Consider the following 17,387-nt stretch of genomic DNA (forward strand, 5'->3'; position numbering starts at 1 on the left):
GCCAGTCGCATCATGGCTTTTCGGCACCCGCAGCCAGCCGATCAATACGGGTGCGGTTGACTGATATCAGAAGCATCTGGCCGTCAAATTCTATCACCGCCAATTTCGCAAAACCGCCCATCGGAAGTGTCTCGAGGATTTTGACGCGCCTTTCTTTCTGCGCGTTCATCAAGGCGGGCTGATATTTGCAATAGAGCCACAAGGCGGCAAATATAAGCCCACCCATCACCGGCAATAACAGCAATAGCTTGATGATATAGGCGGTCATCATCAGCGTCGCTCCACGGCCGGAAAGCTCAAGCCTTCATTGGCCAGTTCGGCAATACGCACACCAAAGCGGCCATCTATGGTGACCACCTCACCCTTCGCGACCAATGTGCCATTGATCATGATATCGAGCAGGTCATCCGATTGCCGGTCCAGCTCCACCACTTCACCTTCCTGAAAGGCCATGATCTCGGCAAGCCGTTTGGATATCGAACCCACTTCTACGGAAAGGCGCACAGGAATATCGGCCAGCAAACGGAAGTTTTCATTCTCAGCCCATGGCTGCTTTTCTGTGTCGTCAGCCTTTTTTACCGGCTGTGTTTCTTTCGCACCACTCATCGGGCGTCTCCTCTTTCAATATGTTCAATCTTGAAGGCAGCACAGCCGTTTTTCTCGCCCAACGTGCCTGTTGCGAATTTATGATTGGCAATGAAGAGTGGCGGCTTGACCCGCGGTGTAATCGGTATGATATCGCCAGGCTTCATCTGAAAAAGCTCGGGCAATCGCATCACCGGTTGCGCCAAAATGGTACGCAGCGGCATATGGATATGTTGCAGCCCGCGATGCCATTCGCGCTGCCAATCGGGATCGGTTGCATCCGACTGCTCCATGCTCTTATTTTGGATAAGCTCTAGCGCGCCTTCAGCTGCATCTGCGGAGTAGATCAAATCAACATCCCAGGAACTATCCGGTCCCAACGATAGTGAGAAGGACTGACACATGACCTCCTCATCTTTCTTACAGATGGTGACGTGCAGGGCGTTGCTTTCATGATTCATCATCGCTGGTTTCACGACGGTATAATCGGTAAAACAGTCAGCCAGCTGTTCGACCAGAGCTTGTCCGAGCCGCTCAATTAGCTGCAATTCTGCATCGCGGAAGCTGTCTTTCTTTCGGGCAATTATAGGGCCAAGTTTACCGCCAAAATACAACTCGACCAAGGTGCTGATCATCGTCTCTTCAAGGCGCAGGATCAACGAACCGCGCAGCGGCAGCAGACGAAAAACCGAGAGGCTCGACAGACTCTCTAAACCGCCGACCCATTCACCAAAAGATTGGAACCGAACATCTTGAACGTCGACATCGGCCTTTATCGCAGCGATCCTTTCGACGGCATCCGAAAGCCCCCGTGCATATCTATCAGACACGCGCTTCAGCGGCGATAAGTCAGTCTGACTGTGGTTCGATTTTTCTGCAAATCGATGGGTTGCTACTATGGTCATTATTGCACCACGAAGCTGGTGAAATAGACATTGTTGATACCGCCGAAACCAGTCTTTTCTTTCAGCATCTTATTAATCGCGTTGGTCAAGACGCCCTGCAACTTTTCTTTGCCTTGATGGGTGCTGAGCGCAGCTGCCTCCTGCTCCGCCAGCGTCATAAGAATAGTGGACCGGATAGCCGTTTCATGCTGCTTAATATTTTCCACAACCCGCTCATCATAATAGGTTGCAATGGAAATGGAGAGTTGCACAAAATTATTGCTGTTCTTCAGGTTGGATGTGAATGCGCCATCAATAGGATAATAGGTCGCCTTGAACGCGCTTTCGGTAAAGCTTGGAGTACGTTTATCGCCTTTCAGGTCGGACAAACTCATCGCGATATTACCCTCGCCTTTAGATACCAGCTCCGGTTTGGCGTTCCCCCTCTGCGCTACTCCCCCAATTGCCATAAAATAGCCCGCAGCCATTGCTCCGATGCCAAGCAAGATAGCGAATAGCGTTCCAAGTATCGTTTTCTGGAATCGACCACTCGCAGCTGGATTGTTCAGCCGTTTTCCAATTGCATCAGCCATTCTTATTCTCCGATATTATTTCGAAATTATACTGTGTTGATGTCAGGCGTATCGCGCGCCGACAGAGGACGAAGTCCCGCCGAAATCTGGTGTGGCCAGCAATTTTGTGTCAGCGATATGACCATTGGCAGATGGGCTTTTCCGTCCATCCAAACCAGCATCACGGCCTTGCGATTCCGTTCCCTGCTGATCCGGCTGTGATCCCGATTGTTCTTGATGCGTGACATCGACACGCACCAATTTGGAACCCGCTAGCCGAATGTCCTGTTCCAGTCGCCCTTGCGCACCAAGTATCAACAATTTTGCGGCTTCGTTGTCCGTATCCATACGCACACTATTGCCTGCTGCGTCTGACAGTATTTCAATATGCAATCTGCCAAGATTATGGGGCTTCAACTGAAAATTTAGCGTCGCTTTTTCGCCGGTCAATTTTCCAATTTCGTCACCCAATCGAGCGATCCATTGATCATCCATCCCAGTATCCAGAATTGGTTGGGTCGGAGCGGTAACGGCATGTGTCCTGACTACGGTCGCGGTATCAGCAATATTATTGATCATCGGATAAGCCGCGATCGTCGATGGTGCCTGAACGACCTGCGTAACCGATCGAGCAACTGGAAAGGCTCCATCTTCTTGACCCGTTAGTTTCGCGTCGCGTTTTTCGCCGCGAGACGAGTTCAAACGGTTGTCCAGGAATAGCTTTAGATCTGCGGGACCGACATCTGCAAAGGGCACTGGGGCGGTGGTTTTATTGTTCTGACCAATAGTCGCAGATGACGAGGTCACTGGTTTGTCCGCGGACAGCGCTTGATGACCCCGTCCAATCTGGAACATTTCTTTCTTGATCAGGGAAGCAATCTGGTTTTGATTCCCTCTAATTTCTTCTGCTTTGGCTGTCGCCGACAAAGAATTCTCACCCAGTGCTTTTGCATCATTCAACACCGCCGCCGGAAAACCCTTATCCTGATTACTCAAGGGAACGTCCATCGTCTCGTCAAGTTCACCAAAAGGCACCGGTTGGAGTGCTTCATCAAGCGACAAAATATCAGATTTGTCTTCTTCTGAAACCTCGCCTCCCGGCTGCTCGACCTCAAATATATTATCTTCAATCGCTAACGAAGCATCGACAAAACGCAGCGCAAATTCATCTCCGCCCGGCAAGCCAAAAGGCTGTCGCAGAGGGGCGGTCATGGTCTTAGCATCGAAGCTTTCTACTAAACGAAACGGGCTATTCATGACGAAAATCCTCTCTTTGCTTTGGTAAGTGCGACGCCTTGTTTCGCGACCCGGTGCGGCTGTTTCTCCAATGATCGTTGATGATGGGATTTTCTGGCATGTCGAAAATTCAAATCCGCGCGCTCTTCGCGTTGCTTCGATGCATGGGCTGATGATCGGAGCGCAGATGCCGTTTTCTCAGCCTCGGCGATCTCGTTTTTCTGAACACTACTTAATGTGATCAACCGATGTCCAAATTCTAACCTACCAGCGAGCATGGTGGATTGATCGCAATCGCGGGCGCAAAGCATTTCATTGGCCATGGCCAAGAGTTGCGCATGCGACATTTCTAATTGCGCGGCACGGCGTTCCGCATGGACCAAATCGCGCCGGGTCAATTTGGCTTGCAACCGGCATACGCCAAGTAACCGCTTTTTCGATTGCATATTATTCATGACCCAAAACCGTCGATCAATCTGCTCACAGAACTTTCCCGGCTGGCATGGGTGTCAACCGATTGCTGCAAAAACGACAGCTGGTCAGGGCGCCGAGCAATGGCCTCGTCCAGCAAACTATCGCTGCCGGCACGATAGGCGCCCATCGTGATCAGATCGCGATTTTCTGCATATTGGCTCCACAAGGATCGAAAAGATCGCAACGCCAAGCCATGATCTTGCTGAATGATATCATTGGCCACCCGGCTAATCGATTTTCCGATATCAATGGCGGGAAACACCCCCTGCTCTGCCAATTCGCGCGACAAAATAATATGACCGTCAGCGATGGCGCGAGCGGCATCGACAATCGGGTCATCAAGATCATCTCCGTCTGCAAGCACGGTATAGAAAGCGGTTATGAAACCACCGGTTGCTTCATCACATCCAGCGCGTTCCAAAAGCTGTGGAATAAGTGCAATAGCGCTGGGCGGGTAGCCTTTCATCGTGGGCGGTTCACCGGCAGCCAAACCAATTTCCCGCTGCGCATGAGCAATACGGGTGAGACTGTCGATAACAAGCAAAACGCTTTTGCCTTCGGACCGAAAATATTCGGCAATGGCCGCAGCACGCTGTGCCGCTTTGATCCGCAAAATCGGAGAATGATCGGCGGGCACGGCGATAATGGCGGACTTATCCGCGATACCGCTGGTCCGGCTCGCTGCAACAAAATCATTTACTTCACGAGCACGTTCACCGATGAGACCAACCACAATGACATCGGCCTGCGTGCCGGATGTCAGCTGCCGCATCAGCACCGTTTTCCCCACACCAGAGCCAGCAATCAAAGCCATGCGCTGACCGCGCCCAATTGGCAGAAGTGCATTAATAGCCTGAACACCAACATCCAGCGGCTGAGTTATACTTCCGCGATTCAGGATATTGCTTGGCTTACCCATTAGCGGCCATTGCTGTTCGGCCTGGATCGGTCCCATGTCGTCGAGCGGATGTCCCAAGGGATCAATGATACGACCCATTAATTGGGGACCAACATCCACTTGTGCGTTTGACAGCGCTGGCCGAACACGCGCTTCGACACGTATGTCGACATGTTGATCAAACGGCGCGAGCATGGTCATATCATCGTCGAAGCCAACAATTTCTGCGCCAATCTCGCGTCCGTAACCTGACTCGATCTCGGCGCCAACACCGATCGGATAATCGAAGCCACTGGCTTGCAATAATCCGCCGGAACAAGCCTTCACTTTCCCCCATTTTACCGGCTCGGTTGAAATAGTGCCGGTTTCCAGCAACAGCCTCGAAAGACGATCATAATCCAAATCTAGCATGGCTCACTCCCCGCAGAACCAATTCTGGATTCAATCTCTTTGGTAATTGCGATGGTCCCGGATATAATCTGTCCAGCTTCATGGGTCAGGCGAACCGAGCCTGGTAATAGTGACGGGTCGACCTTGATCGGGATATCGCAGTTATAGTCCCGCAAAATATCCGCGTCGGTCGCTGCAACATGAAGGCAAGCCTGGCCAATACCGTCCCGGAGCAAGGCGACAGCCGCATCGCATCGGCGCCGCATCAATTCAGGGTCTGCAGCAACGTGCCCTACCGATTGCTCGAAGAGGGATAGAAGGACTTTCCAAAGCAGCTTTGCAAGCTTGGCTTGATCACCAATTTTCAAACGATTCAGTGCGGCAGCCAAAGCACTTTCCTCACGATCAATCTGATCTTGATGGACCATCACTGCTTGCTGACCGTTCAGATATCCCTGAGCATAGGCCTCTGCGATTTCCTGATTCAGGCCATCATCCAACTGTTCAGTTTCATCTTCGGCGCAGGCTTTCTCGGGATGCTCCCTTTTGTTATCTTCCCGCCAATTATATCTAGGGTGAAAGCCTTTCTGAATCATCTGCAGCGAACCGGAGACAATGAAGTTCCGGTTACGTGACGGCGCAGAGAAATCATCACTAGACAAATTCGTCATTCTGCCCTCCCAAGATAATCGTGCCATCTTCTGCGAGAGCCTTTGCCTGAGCGACAACCTGCTTTTGTGCGGCGCTCACCTCATCTTTTGAGACCGGGCCCATATCCGCTATTTCATCCTCGATAGACTGTGCGGCGCGCTTAGACATGCAGCCAAACATTTTGCCGGCCAGATCAGGATCAGCGCCCTTGATTGCCAAGATAAGCACGGCATTTTCAATCAGTCGCAACACTGCGCCCAGGCTTTTGTCGTCCAAGTCCATCAGATCACCGAAGACAAACATGTCGTCCTCGATTTTACGAGCGAGCACTTTGTCACGCTTGAGCAGGGCCTTGATGATCCGCTGTTCGGTCTGTTTTGCCACATTGTTCATGATCGCCGCAGCCTCACTGGTACCACCAGATTGCTGGCTGATCGTTATGGCCGGTTGCTCCGATTGCCGTGTTATCAGGGCTTCAATATCCGCAATAGCGTTGGCCCCGATGGGTCCCATATCCGCCACGCGAAACACAACATCATCCTGTATGTCTTCGCCCAGCTGCTGCAGCACATCGCCCGCTATTTCGGGTTCCAGAAAGGACAGGATCACAGCCATCATCTGGGGATGCTCATCGGCGATCATGCTCGCGATTTCCTCCGCCGACATCCAGTCCAGTTGGCGATAGAGATGATTGAGATCCGAACGCGATTGATGGGGCGCGATACGGGTCAGCATATTGGCCGCACGACCGGGGCCAAAGGCCTTGCCCATGATGGATGTGATTTGCTGGTGCGCGCGATAGCCTATGGCGGTCCGACTACGCGCCTGCTCCACAAAGCGGTCAAAGACAAAATTCACGTCCTCTTCGCCGACTTTCGTGATGGCAAGCATAGCGGAGCCAAGGCTTTGCACCTCAACCGGCTTCAGGCGGGATAGGATATCCGCGGCTTCATCTTCTCCAAAAGTCATGAGCAATATCGCGGCTATCTCATGACCCGACCATATCGGATTATCTGTCGTCTCAATTGCTGACAGATCGTTCACTAAAGCGGTGTTTTCGATTGCAGGTTCAACCATTTGCGACATCCTTTTGAACGTCTCTATTGGTATGAACGTCTGCCAATAAATCCTGCACTGTCAGCGCTGCGTGATCAGGGTTTTGCCGCACGAAATTTTGGATCAAGGCCGCACGCTCGGCATAGCCATTTGCCGAGCTGATCATATCCAGCGACACCAGATCAGCCGGTTTATTTGCGGCTGCCAACTCTCTGTTCAATTCTTCGTCTATATCGGACGCCAGTTGCATTTGCTCTGTATCCGACAGATTGGATTTATTCGTACGGATCTTCTTCAAAAGCGGACGGCCAAGGCCGAAGATCAGCGCCAGTGCCACCAACAACGCCGATACATTACGTGCGACGAGAGAAACCCAATTGGTTTCCCACCAATTTTCCACGGTTTCTTCCACAGGCAGGAAAGTGCGCGCCTCTATCGCGACAACATCACCACGTTCCGCTTGAAAGCCGATGGCACCTTTAACCAGAGCTTCTACCGCCGCCAGTTCCTGGGCCGACCGCTGGTTTTTTCCCATTGGTGAACGCAGCGCAACCGCAACAGACAGGCGCTTCAATGAACCCACTGCTTGCTTGGTCACCGATACTTCTCGGCCCAACTCAAACTGCCGTGCAAATTTTTCAGATGTACGGCTGGTTTCTTCAGTTTCTGCAGCATCATCACCTTGAAATTCATCGGTCAGTTCGGGTTCCTCTGGCGGACGGTTGGCCAACGCGCCTGGAATGCCATAACTAGCCCGTTCACCTGGCTCATTGGACCAGCTGCCTTGCTCGGTCCGGACACGTGCATCTTCCGGTGGGAAGCTCTCGCGGGTTGCCTGGTTTTCGGAAAAATCCATTTCGGCCGTCACTTCGGTGGTAAAATTATCTGCACCGATCATCGGCGTGAGCAGTGAAGTGATGGTACGGCGATAGCGGTCTTCGACTTGACCCTGCACCATAAGATGCTGTTCCGCCTGATCTGACGCGCTGCTCGACCCATGGCGAGACATCAGGCGGCCATTTTGATCAACTACGCTAACGGCGTCAGCTGACAATCCCGGAACGGAGCTAGCGACCAAATATATAATCGATTGAACCTGCGCTTCGCCAAGGCGATTACCGCTCACAAGGGTCAGCATAACGGAAGCAGAAGGCTCAGAACGATCCCGGACAAATATACTGGGTGCTTCAACCGCAAGATGAACGCGGGCCGAGCCAATATTGTCCATCGCCTCAATCGTTCGCGCCAGATCCAATTCGCGGGCTGCACGCAGTTTTTCATTTTCTACGGCTCGGCTCGCGCCCATTGGCATGGAGGAAATTAAGCTGTCGCCATCTGGCGCTGTCTTGGGCAGGCTTTGACCTGCTAGCGTCAGTCGGGCGCGGTGATAATCATCTTCGGAGACCGTCAATGTACCGGTTGATGCATCAATGTCATAACCAATATTTGACTGCTTTAGTGCTTCAACAACCGCAGCTTTTTCTGTTTCGGGAAGGCCGCGAAACAACTCTCTTTGTGGCGGCTCCCGCAGCGCCAACCACAAAGTGGCGGCGAGCACTACGACCGCAAGCAGCGCCAACCAAGGCAAAGCACGAGCAACAGCTGGTTGTTTAACCAGAGCCTGCAGGCGATCACGCCAATCGGCCGTGCCTGTCGAATTTTTGGTTGACCAAAGTGGTGCTAATTCTTGCGCAGGCTTGTCGACTTGCTGATCTGAGGTGAGACTAAGTTCGTTCATATCACACCGGCATGCTCATGATATCTTGATAGGCTTTGAGCAGTTTGTTGCGGACCTGGAGCGTCAGCTCAAATCCCAATGACGATTTTTGTCGTGCCATCATTACACCGGCAATATCGTTGGTCTTGCCCATGGTATAATCCTGGGTGAGGTCACCCGCGGTATGTTGTACGTCGTTGATCTGGTTAAATGCTGCGGTCATTGCTGCGCCAAAGCCCGGTTGAACCGCGGCCGCCTGGCCGGATCCCATTGCTGCAGAGGCTTTTTGCAAAGCATTATTCTGCGCAATAATATCCTGACGCATAGCCATTAGTCCGGTCGTGTCGATTTTTTGCATTATTAGATACCTCCCGCCAAATCCGCTGCATATTGCTCGGACACCAAGGGGCATTTTGGCGTCATTGAGACAATATGCAGCGGCGGACCATGGCTCTCCCGGACCAGTTCGGCAGAGCGTTTGTTGGAGAAAGAAGCCAGGTCACGGTGATTGTGCCATATTGTCGGTCCGAAAGATCGCGCACCTATGTGGGAACAAGTTTTGTGCGTAGGGACTTCGATCCGGCTTATGGTTCTGCGCAAATTATGACACCAAATTTGCATTGGCATACTGTCATTTGACGCTCCGTCACTCACGTGCATTCCAGTCATTATCTTTCCCAATAGCTGGTCCTAAAAAACCGCACCTGAAACTGTGAAATGCGGCTGACAATGACTTCGCAAACGCTATGCCAGTTTTTACGCCCCAATATTTTCTATAATTCTCAAAGCCTTAGCGAAGACTGGTGCGGGCTGAGCCAAATTTCTGACTCCACTCCGTCAAACTCCTGACAAAGCGGTATTTTTATGACGCGCCATTGCGTCGTTAAATCTATTCCGGTGCGATCCGTTCTTTCTGCATGAGGCCGCCACTCTTTCAACCATCTGGCGCCCCTCTCGTTCTTGAAAGGAAAATTATATGACGATTATCGGAACCAACGTCGCGGCTTTGCGCACAAACTACGCCGCCAACAGTGCGGAAATGAGTCTCGCCAGATCCATTGAGCGCCTGTCCACAGGCCGCCGCATCAACAGCGCCAGCGACGATGCGGCCGGTCTTGCGGTGGCGACGCGGATGACAGCAGAAATCCGGGGTCTCAATATGGCAGCACGCAATGCTAAAGATGGTATTTCCCTGACGCAGACCGCAGAAGGCGGCCTGAACGAAATTAACAGCATGCTGCAGCGTATGCGCGAGCTTGCCGTCCAGTCTGCCAACGGCACATTGGCAAATACCGATCGAGTGAATTTGCAAGTCGAGGTAGCAGCCCTGATTTTGCAGGTTGAGGATGTTGCCACGCGCACCACCTTCAACAATGTGGCTTTGCTCGACGGCACCAATACGACCGTGGAAATCCAAACCGGAAACAAAGCTGCTGAAATTGTAGCCATCACTCTTACCGATGTTGACGGGGCAGCTTTGGGTATTGCTGGTTTGGATATCGCTACTGCTGCTGGTGCGACTGCCGCGCTTGCGGTTCTAACGACTGCTATGGATACAGTCACGACAGCTCAGGCATCGCTGGGTGCATCGCAAAACCGGTTGCAGGCAACAGTATCGAACCTGAATGACCGCTTGGCCAATCTTACCGAATCCCGATCGCGCATCGAAGATGTCGACTTTTCCGGTGAAACCACTGCCCTTTCCAAGGCGCAAATATTGAGCCAGGCATCTACTGCGATGCTCGCCCAAGCCAATCAGACACAGCAAGGCGTTCTGAGTTTGATCCGTTAAGTCACTGGTCTGCTTAACTGATCTTAAGGTCCCCGGCGCCGATTAAACCCCACTATCGGCGTCGGGGGCTATTTTTCGTTTAACCGATGAATTATATATGTTGATCTCGAAACGCTCCCTCATGATCCGAGCACAAAAAATTATGTCGATATCGTCGCGGAAAAAGCTATTCGCTGTGAGCCAGTAGTTTATGCAGTTTTTCCAACGCAGCCTTTTTAATCTGACAGACACGGGACGCCCCGATATCAAGCGTTTGTCCAATCTCTTCCAAATTCATCTCTTCGATAAAATAGAGTTGCAAGATCAAGCCTTCCCGTTCGGGAAGAGAGTCGATTGCATCGGCCAATATTTTTTGCCTTTGATGACGCTCGACCCGATCATCGGCTTTTTCCGTAGCATCAGAAAACCAGATGTTCTGATCGGAATAAACTTCGTCCATCGACTGTAGTTCAATCGCTTCTGCATTGTCTTTAGCTGTCTCAAAACTCTGTTGATCCATATTCATGGCGGCGGCCAATTCCACTTGACTGGGCGTGTGACCTAGCTTCTGTGCCAGATCCTCCTGCGTTTCACGCAGCTGTTTCTGAAATTGCATTGCCGACCGGCTGATACTGCTCTGCTTACGCAACTGATCAATCATGGCCCCGCGCACACGCAATTTTGCATAGTTGGTAAAACCCAAACCGCGATCCTCAAAGCCCTGAGCCGCTTCGACCAGCGTCACCATTCCGATCTGCAACAAATCCTCGATTTCTATAGCCATAGAAATACGAGAGTGGACGTGCCAAGCCAGTTTCCGAACGAGCGGCAAGTGGCTGTTGATCAACTGCTCCTGATCAGGCGCGGATGGACTAGGTCCGTAGGTAAATTCTGACAGCTTTGGGTCAAGATATGTCACGCTAGGTCCTTTTTATGATCGACGGTTTCGGAATTAATTGTTTCGGAAGGTGATGGTTTTGATGATCGACTGCCAACAACAGCGACGACCTCTATAGCCTTGTCATCCGGCAGTTCTTCAAAAGACAATACCGGTGTTCCCGGGAAACTGGGCTTGAGAATTTTCAACAGGGTTCTGCGCGCGATTGGTGAGGTCACAACTGCAAAGCGCCGTGCCTCTGCCATTATCGGACGGGCTGCCTCTTCGACGGCCGAAACGATTTTTTGCACAAGCCCAGGCTCCACGGGACGAGACGCGCCGCCGCCAGCTTCGATCGCCTGCGCTAGAAGACTCTCCAGCTCTACATCCAGTGTAATCACGGGTAGCGGCATTTTGACGGGAACCAACGATTGAATGATAAGCGATCCAATGCGCCTTCGAACACCATCAACAATATTTTCGAGTGATGGGCTATCGCTGGCGCTATCGTCTGCTGCAGCATGGATCATCGCTTCGCTAAGCCGGCGGAAGTCTTTCAGCGGAATACCTTCACTCAGCAAAGAGCGACAAATCGCTGTGACCTGAAATAGGCTGAGTGGTTTTGGCGTTAGTCCTTCGACCAATTGCGGTGCCGTTTCTTTCAGATTGTCGAGCAAGCCTTGCGCTTCATCCATGCCGAATAATTCAGCCGCATGAAGCCCGACAAGATGATTGAAATGCGTCGCGATAACCGTTGATGCGTCGACCACCGTGTAGCCTGAGACAACGGCTTCGCTACGCTTTTCTGGCGCTATCCAAAGAGAGTCCAGGCCAAAGGTTGGATCTTGGCAAGCCTCTCCATCCACGATCGAGTCAATATCACCGCTATCGAGCGCCAATAGATCATCCGGCCAAGCCTGATCTTCGCCCAGTGTCACGCCGCTAATCTGGATGCGATAGGCATTTGGTGGCAGCGCCATATTGTCTTTCACCCGGACCAGCGGAACAACGAAACCCAGCTCTCGTGAAAGTTGTCGCCTAATCCCCGTCAATCTTTGCATCAATGGCGCGCCTTTGCGGTCGTCGACCAGCGGTACCAATCCATAACCAATTTCTATCGCAAGTACCGCTCCATCAGTGACATCACTCCAACCAATATGGTTTTGTTGTTCGGGCAGTTGTGGATGTGGCTCCGGAAGATTGGCCTTTTTCTCTTTGTGCGACATACGCCATGCAAGAAACCCTGCCACGGCTGCAATAGGAAGGATGATGATATGCGGCATACCGGGCAACAAGCCCATCACCACGAGTATGGCCGCGACCGGAATCCAAGCCTTTGGATTACCAAATTGACTTCCAATCTGTCCCGGCAAGTCCATTGGTGATGCCACTCTGGTGACAATGGCGGCCGCTGCGATGGACAAAAGCAAGGCTGGGACTTGCGCCACTAACGCATCGCCAACCGCAAGCAAAACATATGTCTGGGCCGCATCGCCCACCGCCATGTCGTAGCTAAATACGCCCAAAATCATCCCGCCAATGATGTTGATGATGAGGATCAATACACCAGCAACCGCATCGCCCTTTACGAATTTGGACGCGCCGTCCATCGATCCGTAGAAATCAGACTCCGTCGCCACATCCTGACGCCGCTGCTTGGCTTCCTCTGGCGACAAAAGACCGGCATTCAAATCTGCATCGATCGCCATTTGTTTGCCGGGCAATGCATCAAGCGTGAAGCGAGCCGTGACTTCGGACACACGGCCTGCGCCTTTCGTTATGACCACGAGATTGATGATCATCAGGATAGTGAAAACGAATATACCGACGACATAATCGCCGCCAATCAGGAAATTGCCAAACGCCTCGATGACTTGCCCGGCAGCATGAGGACCGGCGTGCCCCTCCACGAGAACTACTCGCGTCGAAGCTACATTCAAGGCTAGGCGCAACAAAGTGGCAAATAAAAGAACCGTGGGAAAACTCGAAAAGTCGAGTGGCTTGGCAACGTTTAACGCCACCATTAATACCGCCAGCGCTATCGTGATATTGGCGATGAAGCCGATATCAAGAACTGTAGCCGGAACTGGCAACACCATGAAGATGACCAGAAGCAGAGTTGCAACAGGCAGTATGCCTGCCTTGGCCGTATCTCCTAGCCACTTATGACGGGAAGACAGAAACGCTAGCATGGTGATGCTTCGCTAGCGATAGATGTTGGCTGGCTTTGCCGCATAAATAATCCCAAATATTGTTCAATTTGGGTTCAGCAAAGCCTGTGCCAATCGATCAATGAGATTTCATTTAAATCCCAAAACTGGCTGAAAATTAGGTGCTACCATTATTTTTATAGGTTGGTGATATTCCGGTACCCAACGCATGCGACAAATTAATGGCGCGCTGTTCATTCAAATTCGTCAATTTATTGACGCGAAACCGAGCGGCATCGATATGTTTTGTCAAATCAACCAACCGGTCTTTAAGCCCTTCACCATCATGCCAGACACCAGATTTCTCGATCTCGGAAACCAGCGGCCGAATGGCGGCTGCAGCTGCGATGATCAGTTCCGGGTCTTGTCCATCAAGCGCGCCATTCAAATCCCTAAATCCTTGCTCGAGACGATCCAACAGCAACATATTTATGAAATATCTGCGCCAGATCGATCGAAAGCGATCATGTTATCCGCGATCTTCATTGGATCTAGCGGATATTGACCACCCGCTATCGCATTCCGGATGGAGCGGATTCGCGGCGTATCAATTGGCGTTCCTTGCTGCATCATATGCTCAACTGCTCCGACCAGGGAACTATTTGTCTCGGCGATGCTGGCACTTTCCTGGACGACGGCTGCGGGCTGTGACCCAACATTATGAACACGCCCCTTTCCAATCGCTAGGCTATATGATGCGTTTGTCTTGTCTATCATATCAGAGACTCCTTTTAGCATGCTTGCGTTCTAATACGGGTTCCGCACGCTCAGTTTTAATTCTGTTGATGAGAGGGTAGCGAAACCCGTCCCTGCCCTGTTATTTCTGCAAGTATTGGCGATGATTTTCGTGACGCCCGTACAGGAATGATATCACCAATGCCGCCATTGCGATCAGCCTGCATCTGCCGCGAAATCATGAACCCGTCTTTTTCGATGACCAACAATACCGGTTGTCCGCGCTTTACCATCAACGGGTTTCGGGAAGAGGGGTCACCATTATTTGGCGACTGTTCAAGAGCCACGGGAACACGCCAATTCGACGGTCCGCAGCTTATGACAACCAAGCCCTTTCCTCGCATCTGGAAATCGATGGGCCGGGTACATCTATTCAATCGCAACCTGCGATCAATGTTGCTTCGCGCACCACCAACTTCGCCTTGTTGCTTACCGAGGAACAACGCGAGTTGCCTTTCGAGCGCAGGAAGAGATTCCATGGCTTTCGCGTGCAAGGGTACACTCACTGTCCCAATCAATGCGCTGCCGGTTAAGATAATCTGTTTCGCTATCCTCATAGTCACTTCTCCATTCTTGGTGACTAACGAGAAGCAAGCCCTGTGCCATCTGCTGCCGCAATATTTGAATGATTGTGTTGGATAGAAACAATCAGCTGTTGCGGTGTATCATCGTCTGACTGGCCCCTCTCGCCAAATATGATGGCCGACTCCTCAACGCCTTCAGCCTTTAACGCTCGCGCAAAAGAAGCCATTCGAGCAGCAGACAGTTCCCAGGCATCAAGCCTTGCCGATCCAGCAGCACTTCCGGTGATCGATAATATTACCCGACTAGCTCGCTCGTTTGCTGATCCTGCAACCGCTTTCGCTTTTTCTTTTCCAGTAGCCGTGAGCATCGCTTCGCTGGATTCATAAAGCGAAGCAGTTGGCCATTCGAATTTCTTGGAAGGAGCCTTTATTTCGGCAACGTCAGCAAAATTTTCCGGACGCACAAACGACAAAACTACAAAGCCCAACATCAATAAACTGAGGTCAGCAAAAGCAAGTGACCACCGATTGGCCCGCTTCACGGACAAGATCGCTTTTCGCTATTCTGTGCCATCGCGACGAGTTTATCAATCAACGCGCGTTGCCATTTCAGTTCCTCCAACGATAGACGTTGGAAACGATGAGATATTGGCGCTGCCACAACATTGGACAGCAGCAAGCCGTATAAGGTCGTCAGCAGCGCTAATGCCATGGCAGAACCAAGATTTGTCGAGTTATCAAGGTCAGAAAAAAGGCGGACAAGACCAATGATTGTTCCGACCATCCCGATTGCAGGTGCAACATCGGCAACTGCCATCCAGAAGCGGATCACGCCGTGATGACGTAATTCCCGATCCTCTAGATTCACTTGGGCCCAGTCCGAAAACCGACCAGCATCCTGGTCGCTTGCGAGCCGTGCTGCGGCATGTGCCACAAAGCTGCTATCGGTCGTGATACGGTCTATACATTGCAACCCCTTCACATTGATGACACCCTCGACCCGGCGAAGCGCTTGCCGAGCCAGCTGGGCATCGCGTCCAGGGTTCACATATAAAATGGTTTTCCAAGCCAGAAAGCTGCGCAGCAAACCGTGACGCCCTTCCTGCAAACTGACCACAGCAAAGGACCCGAGCCAAACCAAAGCCAGAGCGAATGGATCGAAAAGGTCAAGCAGCGGCTGCAAAGTGACCTCCTGACCTGTGAAACTTTGATGTGACAAAAAATTGTCGCGAGATGACAAAAAAATGTCGCGTAATTTTGACGCCTGGACAGGGCCGCTTTGGCAAAATAGCAGAATTGCTGGGCATTTGAAGTTTGGCACACCCTTTGCTGAGGGACAGGGACACGTTCTCTGCCTTTCAAAACGGATGGCACAGGCGCTCGTTTAACCTTGAGCAAGGGAGCATTGGGTCCGGCTATGGACAAGATATTCGGCATTTACGGCGACGCGCTAGCGCTGCGATCACAGCGCCTAAATATGTTGGCATCCAATATTGCCAATGCGGCGACGCCGCATTTCAAAGCCCGCGACTTGGACTTTGACAAGGCAATCGCATCGGTTCTTGATGGAACCCCGCTCAATGACAGCGTGGCTAGCAATAGCCGCTACCGAGTACCGCTGCAGCCTGCAATGGATGGCAACACGGTGGAACTTTCCACTGAACAAACGCTCTTTGCTGAAAACGCTGTGCAATATCGCAGCACATTGTCCTTTCTCGAAGGACGCCTTGGCACGCTTCGCCGGGCGATGAAGGGCGAATAGATGGCCAACCCGATCAGCATATTTGAAGTATCCGGGCGCGCCATGGCCGCACAATTGACGCGTCTGAATACGACGGCTTCAAACATGGCAAATGCCCGATCTGTTGCGCGCAGCGAAGCGGAGGCGTTTCGCGCGCTGAAACCTGTGTTTCGCACCCACGTCGATAGCCCTGACATGTCCACCGTGGATGTCGAACTTATTATCCAGTCAGACACTCAGCCCAAAAGACGGCATGACCCGACAAATCCAATGGCAGATCCGGAAGGCTATGTTTGGGAAGCCGGTGTCGATGAAGCCACGGAAATGATCGAGATGATCGAAGCTGCACGGCAATATCAGAATAATGTGCAGGTGCTGCAAACTGCGAAATCACTAATCTTGGAAACCATAAGGATGGGTAAGTAATGACTAGTATATCCGACATCGCCTCTTCCAATTCCGGAACTGCGGGAACGAGCCCGCTTTCTGGCAGCAACCTAGACCAGGCCGCCTTCCTGCGCTTGATGACCGCACAATTAAAAATGCAGGATCCTTTCAAGCCGTTGGACAGCAATGACATGGTTGCACAAATGGCTCAATTCTCGACTGTCGCTGGCATCGAGGAAATGAACGGTTCGCTCAAAAAATTATATGAAAACAATCGTATCGGCGACGCATCAAGCTGGTTGGGAAGAAATGTTCTGGTTCCTGGAAATATGGCTGTGCCTAATGAAGCGGGTCAATATGCTGGCGAATTTTATCTAACGGCACCAGCCGAGGATTTATCGATCGATTTCCTGAATGATCGCGGCGAAATAGTTCAAGCCATAGAACTGGGCGAACAGAAAGCCGGACCGATTGTATTCGAATGGGATGCTCTGGACGGCAATGGCAAGCCGCTGGAACATGGTCCACTCAAAGTCAGGGTGAATGGCGGCGTCATCGCCGGGCTGTCTTCATGGACAATAGTGGAAGCGGTTCAGTCGCCAACTGATGGAGCCAACGCCCGTCTGATAACCTCGCGCGGAGAGTTCTGGCTCTCTGACGCCATTCGCCTCCGCTAAAT

The 17,387-nt window shown here is 51.8% G+C and carries 22 protein-coding genes; 4 read left to right on the top strand and 18 right to left on the bottom strand.

Going from position 1 to position 17,387, the window contains the following annotated elements; translation table 11 throughout:
• Positions 1 to 10 precede the first annotated feature (10 nt).
• The 11 genes from J4G78_RS02435 to fliE are packed head-to-tail and all read right to left on the bottom strand — an operon-like array spanning position 11 to position 8,821.
• On the bottom strand, positions 11 to 271 hold the full coding sequence (locus tag J4G78_RS02435; protein ID WP_243457190.1) for a flagellar biosynthetic protein FliO: 261 nt from the start codon (positions 269 to 271) through the stop codon (positions 11 to 13).
• Positions 271 to 606 (bottom strand): flagellar motor switch protein FliN, encoded by a 336-nt coding sequence (gene fliN / locus J4G78_RS02440; RefSeq protein WP_207988294.1) that lies wholly within the window; start codon positions 604 to 606, stop codon positions 271 to 273. The genes J4G78_RS02435 and fliN overlap by 1 nt, the downstream gene beginning before the upstream one ends.
• The gene (locus J4G78_RS02445; RefSeq protein ID WP_207988295.1) at positions 603 to 1,490 is read right to left on the bottom strand and encodes a flagellar motor switch protein FliM; all 888 of its coding nucleotides are present in this window, start codon (positions 1,488 to 1,490) and stop codon (positions 603 to 605) included. The genes fliN and J4G78_RS02445 overlap by 4 nt, the downstream gene beginning before the upstream one ends.
• Positions 1,490 to 2,062, bottom strand: a complete 573-nt coding sequence (locus J4G78_RS02450) for a flagellar basal body-associated FliL family protein (protein ID WP_207988296.1) — start codon at positions 2,060 to 2,062, stop codon at positions 1,490 to 1,492. Before J4G78_RS02450 ends, J4G78_RS02445 begins: the two co-directional genes overlap by 1 nt.
• Positions 2,063 to 2,104: 42 nt before the next feature.
• Positions 2,105 to 3,298 carry a flagellar hook-length control protein FliK gene (locus J4G78_RS02455; RefSeq protein WP_207988297.1) on the bottom strand — a complete coding sequence of 398 codons (1,194 nt, stop codon included), beginning with the start codon at positions 3,296 to 3,298 and terminating at the stop codon, positions 2,105 to 2,107.
• Positions 3,295 to 3,732, bottom strand: coding sequence for a hypothetical protein (locus tag J4G78_RS02460; RefSeq protein WP_207988298.1), 438 nt, complete (start codon positions 3,730 to 3,732; stop codon positions 3,295 to 3,297). The genes J4G78_RS02455 and J4G78_RS02460 overlap by 4 nt, the downstream gene beginning before the upstream one ends.
• Positions 3,729 to 5,060 carry a FliI/YscN family ATPase gene (locus J4G78_RS02465; RefSeq protein WP_207988299.1) on the bottom strand — a complete coding sequence of 444 codons (1,332 nt, stop codon included), beginning with the start codon at positions 5,058 to 5,060 and terminating at the stop codon, positions 3,729 to 3,731. Before J4G78_RS02465 ends, J4G78_RS02460 begins: the two co-directional genes overlap by 4 nt.
• Entirely contained in the window at positions 5,054 to 5,710 is a 657-nt protein-coding gene (locus J4G78_RS02470; protein WP_207988300.1) for a FliH/SctL family protein, read from the bottom strand. The genes J4G78_RS02465 and J4G78_RS02470 overlap by 7 nt, the downstream gene beginning before the upstream one ends.
• A complete protein-coding gene (fliG, locus tag J4G78_RS02475) occupies positions 5,694 to 6,767 on the bottom strand; it encodes a flagellar motor switch protein FliG (protein WP_207988301.1) in 1,074 nt (357 codons plus the stop codon). Before fliG ends, J4G78_RS02470 begins: the two co-directional genes overlap by 17 nt.
• Entirely contained in the window at positions 6,760 to 8,484 is a 1,725-nt protein-coding gene (gene fliF, locus J4G78_RS02480; RefSeq protein ID WP_207988302.1) for a flagellar basal-body MS-ring/collar protein FliF, read from the bottom strand. Before fliF ends, fliG begins: the two co-directional genes overlap by 8 nt.
• A 1-nt stretch (position 8,485) precedes the next feature.
• A complete protein-coding gene (gene fliE, locus J4G78_RS02485; RefSeq protein ID WP_207988303.1) occupies positions 8,486 to 8,821 on the bottom strand; it encodes a flagellar hook-basal body complex protein FliE in 336 nt (111 codons plus the stop codon).
• A gap of 618 nt (positions 8,822 to 9,439) precedes the next feature.
• Here fliE and J4G78_RS02490 point away from each other — a divergent pair.
• Positions 9,440 to 10,255, top strand: a complete 816-nt coding sequence (locus J4G78_RS02490) for a flagellin N-terminal helical domain-containing protein (RefSeq protein ID WP_207988304.1) — start codon at positions 9,440 to 9,442, stop codon at positions 10,253 to 10,255.
• Positions 10,256 to 10,421: 166 nt separating this feature from the next.
• Here the strand turns inward: J4G78_RS02490 and J4G78_RS02495 are convergent, their stop codons facing one another.
• The 7 genes from J4G78_RS02495 to J4G78_RS02525 form a co-directional block, all read right to left on the bottom strand.
• Entirely contained in the window at positions 10,422 to 11,153 is a 732-nt protein-coding gene (locus J4G78_RS02495; RefSeq protein WP_207988305.1) for a FliA/WhiG family RNA polymerase sigma factor, read from the bottom strand.
• Positions 11,150 to 13,303, bottom strand: a complete 2,154-nt coding sequence (gene flhA / locus J4G78_RS02500; protein ID WP_207988306.1) for a flagellar biosynthesis protein FlhA — start codon at positions 13,301 to 13,303, stop codon at positions 11,150 to 11,152. Before flhA ends, J4G78_RS02495 begins: the two co-directional genes overlap by 4 nt.
• 136 nt (positions 13,304 to 13,439) lie before the next feature.
• Positions 13,440 to 13,709: a hypothetical protein gene (locus J4G78_RS02505; protein WP_207988307.1), complete on the bottom strand. Its 270-nt coding sequence runs from the start codon at positions 13,707 to 13,709 to the stop codon at positions 13,440 to 13,442.
• A 41-nt stretch (positions 13,710 to 13,750) separates the two neighbouring features.
• Positions 13,751 to 14,038, bottom strand: coding sequence for a flagellar biosynthesis anti-sigma factor FlgM (gene flgM, locus J4G78_RS02510; RefSeq protein ID WP_207988308.1), 288 nt, complete (start codon positions 14,036 to 14,038; stop codon positions 13,751 to 13,753).
• Between the two features lie 56 nt (positions 14,039 to 14,094).
• Complete coding sequence (locus J4G78_RS02515) at positions 14,095 to 14,613, bottom strand: flagella basal body P-ring formation protein FlgA (RefSeq protein WP_207988309.1); 519 nt, start codon at positions 14,611 to 14,613, stop codon at positions 14,095 to 14,097.
• Positions 14,614 to 14,636: 23 nt separating this feature from the next.
• Positions 14,637 to 15,122 (bottom strand): OmpA family protein, encoded by a 486-nt coding sequence (locus tag J4G78_RS02520; protein WP_207988310.1) that lies wholly within the window; start codon positions 15,120 to 15,122, stop codon positions 14,637 to 14,639.
• Positions 15,119 to 15,763, bottom strand: a complete 645-nt coding sequence (locus J4G78_RS02525; RefSeq protein WP_207988311.1) for a MotA/TolQ/ExbB proton channel family protein — start codon at positions 15,761 to 15,763, stop codon at positions 15,119 to 15,121. The genes J4G78_RS02520 and J4G78_RS02525 overlap by 4 nt, the downstream gene beginning before the upstream one ends.
• Before the next feature lie 234 nt (positions 15,764 to 15,997).
• Between J4G78_RS02525 and flgB the strand changes: the two genes are divergently transcribed.
• Genes flgB through J4G78_RS02540 form a run of 3 tightly spaced genes read left to right on the top strand, consistent with a single transcriptional unit; the run spans position 15,998 to position 17,385 of the window.
• Positions 15,998 to 16,342, top strand: coding sequence for a flagellar basal body rod protein FlgB (flgB, locus tag J4G78_RS02530; RefSeq protein ID WP_207988312.1), 345 nt, complete (start codon positions 15,998 to 16,000; stop codon positions 16,340 to 16,342).
• Entirely contained in the window at positions 16,343 to 16,747 is a 405-nt protein-coding gene (gene flgC, locus J4G78_RS02535) for a flagellar basal body rod protein FlgC (protein ID WP_207988313.1), read from the top strand.
• The gene (locus J4G78_RS02540; protein ID WP_207988314.1) at positions 16,747 to 17,385 is read left to right on the top strand and encodes a flagellar hook assembly protein FlgD; all 639 of its coding nucleotides are present in this window, start codon (positions 16,747 to 16,749) and stop codon (positions 17,383 to 17,385) included. The genes flgC and J4G78_RS02540 overlap by 1 nt, the downstream gene beginning before the upstream one ends.
• Positions 17,386 to 17,387: the final 2 nt, after the last annotated feature.

Origin of the sequence: Parasphingorhabdus cellanae (assembly GCF_017498565.1) — a bacterium.
In the GTDB taxonomy this organism is placed as follows: Bacteria; Pseudomonadota; Alphaproteobacteria; order Sphingomonadales; family Sphingomonadaceae; genus Parasphingorhabdus; species Parasphingorhabdus cellanae.